The organism is Dankookia rubra, assembly GCF_004355005.1.
In the GTDB taxonomy this organism is placed as follows: domain Bacteria; phylum Pseudomonadota; class Alphaproteobacteria; order Acetobacterales; family Acetobacteraceae; genus Paracraurococcus; species Paracraurococcus ruber_A.
The window spans coordinates 1-1,109 of the sequence record NZ_SMSJ01000287.1 but is presented as its reverse complement, the minus strand read 5'-3'; the positions used below and the strand labels follow the sequence as shown (position 1 = coordinate 1,109).

The following is a 1,109-nucleotide window of genomic DNA, read 5'->3' as shown; positions in this document are numbered from 1 at the left end:
TTATTGATCCGGCCTGGGCGATCTTGAATCAAGCGGCGTAGCGGAAAGTCTTGTGCCCGAAGAAGCTGCGGACGCGGTCGGGCAGCTTCGACAGCCTGCGCATGTGGCCAACGACGGCGCGCTTAAGCTGCGCCTTGCTGCGCGCCGGCTCCTTGCGGGTGACCGCCTGCTTCAGGTCGCCGTTGAGCCCCTCGTCCGGGTTCAGCTCCGGGCTGTAACCTGGGAGGTAGAACACCTCGATCTCGGTCTCACGCCCGACGAGCCAGTCGCGGACCTTGGCCGAGCGATGGACCGGCAGGCGGTCGAGGATGAGGAAGACCTTGCGGTCGGCATCCCGGACCAGCCGGGCAAGGAAGCGGAGCAGGTCTGGCGCCTTGATGGCGCCGTCCAGCACCATCCAGCGCAGCTCGCCCTTGTTCGTCACCGCCGAGATCAGGCCGAGGTTGGCCCGCTTATGATTGACCCGCACCTCCGGTGTGCGGCCCGGGGGCGCATAGCCGCGGCCGCGCACGTCATCGGAGCGCAGACCGGTCTCGTCACCCCAAAAGACGGCGCCACCCTCAGCTTTGGCCCGGGCGGAAATCGCGGGATAGTCCCGCCGCAGCCAGCGCCGCACCGCTGCCGGGTCCTGCTCGTAGGCCCGCCGCAGCGGCTTCTGCGCAGTGAAGCCCCAGCGCGCCAGGTAGGTGCCCATGGTGCGCACCGCCAGCCGCACCCCGAAGCGCTGCCAGATCAACTCCCGCACCGCCGCCCGGCTCCAGAGTGCGAACGGCAGGTCCAACTCGTCCGGCGTGTGGCGCCGGATCAGGTCCGGCGTCTCCGCCTCCTGCTCGGCCGTGAGGAGCCGGCCATACCCCGGGTCCGGCCCGCGCTGCCCAGTCTTCAGCCCAGCCGCACCCCGCTCCGCATACCGCTTGCAGATGTCGAACACCCCGGTCTGGGTCAGCCCAACCTGCGCCGCGATCGCACCATAGGTCAGGCCGGCCTGCCGGAGCCCAATCACCTGTCGCCGACGTTCCTCTTGCGCCGCCGCCGGCAGCTTGCGCATGTCCACATGCTTCATGCCCCCAACCTGGACGGATCCTACTTGCCTTCAAGACCGCCCAGGC

1 protein-coding gene is annotated in these 1,109 nt (G+C 69.2%); it reads right to left on the bottom strand.

Features of this window, described 5'->3' with window-relative positions; genetic code table 11:
• Positions 1-28: 28 nt before the first annotated feature.
• Positions 29-1,063, bottom strand: coding sequence for an IS630 family transposase (locus E2C06_RS36590; RefSeq protein WP_133293404.1), 1,035 nt, complete (start codon positions 1,061-1,063; stop codon positions 29-31).
• Between the last annotated feature and the right edge of the window lie 46 nt (positions 1,064-1,109).

What these genes read in the sequence shown, in the direction of transcription:
- E2C06_RS36590 (WP_133293404.1), bottom strand. Translation starts at nt 1,063, where the DNA reads ATGAAGCATGTGGACATGCGCAAGCTGCCGGCGGCGGCGCAAGAGGAA.